The 1,865-nt window shown below is 66.2% G+C and carries 1 protein-coding gene and 1 pseudogene; one reads left to right on the top strand and one right to left on the bottom strand.

The window, feature by feature from the left end:
* Positions 1 to 217 (bottom strand): annotated as a pseudogene (locus AC1DO7_RS41125) (hypothetical protein); the annotation flags it as partial.
* Between the two features lie 240 nt (positions 218 to 457).
* Between AC1DO7_RS41125 and AC1DO7_RS41120 the strand changes: the two are divergent.
* Positions 458 to 1,865: alpha/beta fold hydrolase (locus tag AC1DO7_RS41120; protein WP_477117558.1), on the top strand; the 1,408-nt coding region annotated here is incomplete at its 3' end.

Genomic DNA, 1,865 nt, shown 5'->3' with positions numbered 1-1,865 from the left:
CGGTGTGCTCGGTAATGGCCATCATCAGGACCACATAGATCCAGCCGATTGCAACGATGTACATCAGAACGTCATCCTTCTCGGGCAAGCTCGTCCCTTTGGCCGGTGCGAGCGGCGGGCACGAGGTGCGGGTGGGGCGCGCAGCATGGGCGCCGGGCGCGCAGGGTGCATTTTGCCCGCGGCGCCGGTCCGCGCAATTTTCCGCATTGACAGGCACAACATTGCAAGGCAACAATGGCCTCGAATGTATTGCGAGGCAGGTCAGTTCGCAGGCATTCGCAGGCTTCGCCGGGACCTTTCGGTCGGCGGCGCGGCGTGTCCGGCAAGCATACCGCATGGCGTCACCAGCCGAGGGCGTCAGCGCGGGCCGGTTTCGAGGCTGGCGGCGGGGCAGTCCGCAGTGGCGGCATGCGCCCGGCCAGCCTTCAAATAAGTGACGGCAGAGAGACGAAACATCATGGCAACCGGCAAAGGTGCGGCAGCTTCCGCCAAGGAAGACAAGTCCCAACCGTTTTCATTTGCACCGGGGCCATTCGATCCAGCTGCATGGCTGGCATGGTCCCGTCAGGCACAGGCCAACGGTAACGGCAACGGCGCGGCAATGCCCCAGGGCATGCCCGGCCTGCCTGGATTGGAGGCGCTGGCGGGTTCCGCCCTGGCGGGCGTGAAGTTCGCGCCCGACCAGCTTGCCGACATCCAGCAGCGCTACATGAAGGACTTCAGCGAACTGTGGCGCGGCATGGCCGAGGGGGGCGGCAATCCCTCGACGGCCCTGCGCGACCGCCGTTTCGCCGGCGAGGCCTGGCGCAGCAGCGCGGCCTTCCACTACGCGGCCGCCTTCTACCTCATCAATGCGCGCGCCATGAACGAGTTGGCGGACGCGGTGGAAGCCGACGCCAAGACGCGCCAGCGCATCCGCTTCGCGGTCTCGCAGTGGGTCGACGCCATGTCGCCGGCCAACTTCCTCGCCACCAATCCGGAAGCGCAGAAGCGGCTGATCGAATCGGGCGGGGAATCGCTGCGTGCCGGCGTGCGCAACATGCTCGACGACCTGGGCCGCGGCAAGATCTCGCAGACCGACGAATCCGCTTTCGAAGTGGGCCGCAACGTGGCGGTCACCGAAGGCGCGGTGGTCTACGAGAACGCCTACTTCCAGCTGCTGCAGTACAAGGCCACCACCGACAAGGTGTTTGCCCGTCCGCTGCTGCTGGTGCCGCCCTGCATCAACAAGTACTACATCCTCGATCTGCAGCCGGAAAGCTCGCTGGTGAGCTACATGGTGGCGCAGGGCCATACGGTCTACATGGTGTCCTGGCGCAATCCGGACGCATCGATGGCCGAGCTGGGCTGGGACGACTACATCGAGCACGCGGCCATCCGCGCCATCGACGTCACGCGCGAGATCAGCGGCCAGGACCAGATCAACGTGCTCGGCTTCTGCGTCGGCGGCACCATTGTCGCCACGGCACTGGCGGTGCTGGCCCAGCGCGGCGAGCACCCCGCGGCCAGCCTGACGCTGCTGACGACGCTGCTGGATTTCGCCGATACCGGCGTGCTGGATGTCTTTGTCGACGAGGCGCATGTGGCGCTGCGCGAGGCCACCCTCGGCGGTGCCGCGGGCACGCCCTGCGCGCTGCTGCGCGGGGTGGAGCTGGCCAATACCTTCTCCTTCCTGCGTCCCAACGACCTGGTGTGGARCTACGTCGTCGACAACTACCTCAAGGGCAACACGCCGGTGCCGTTCGACCTGCTGTTCTGGAACGGCGATGCCACCAACCTGCCGGGCCCCTGGTACTGCTGGTACCTGCGCCACACCTACCTGCAGAACGAACTGAAGGTGCCGGGCAAGCTGACCGTGTGCAACG

Source organism: Cupriavidus sp. 05N40 (assembly GCF_056397305.1).
Note: the sequence above shows the minus strand (reverse complement) of the source record. Positions and strands in the feature narration are given on the sequence as shown.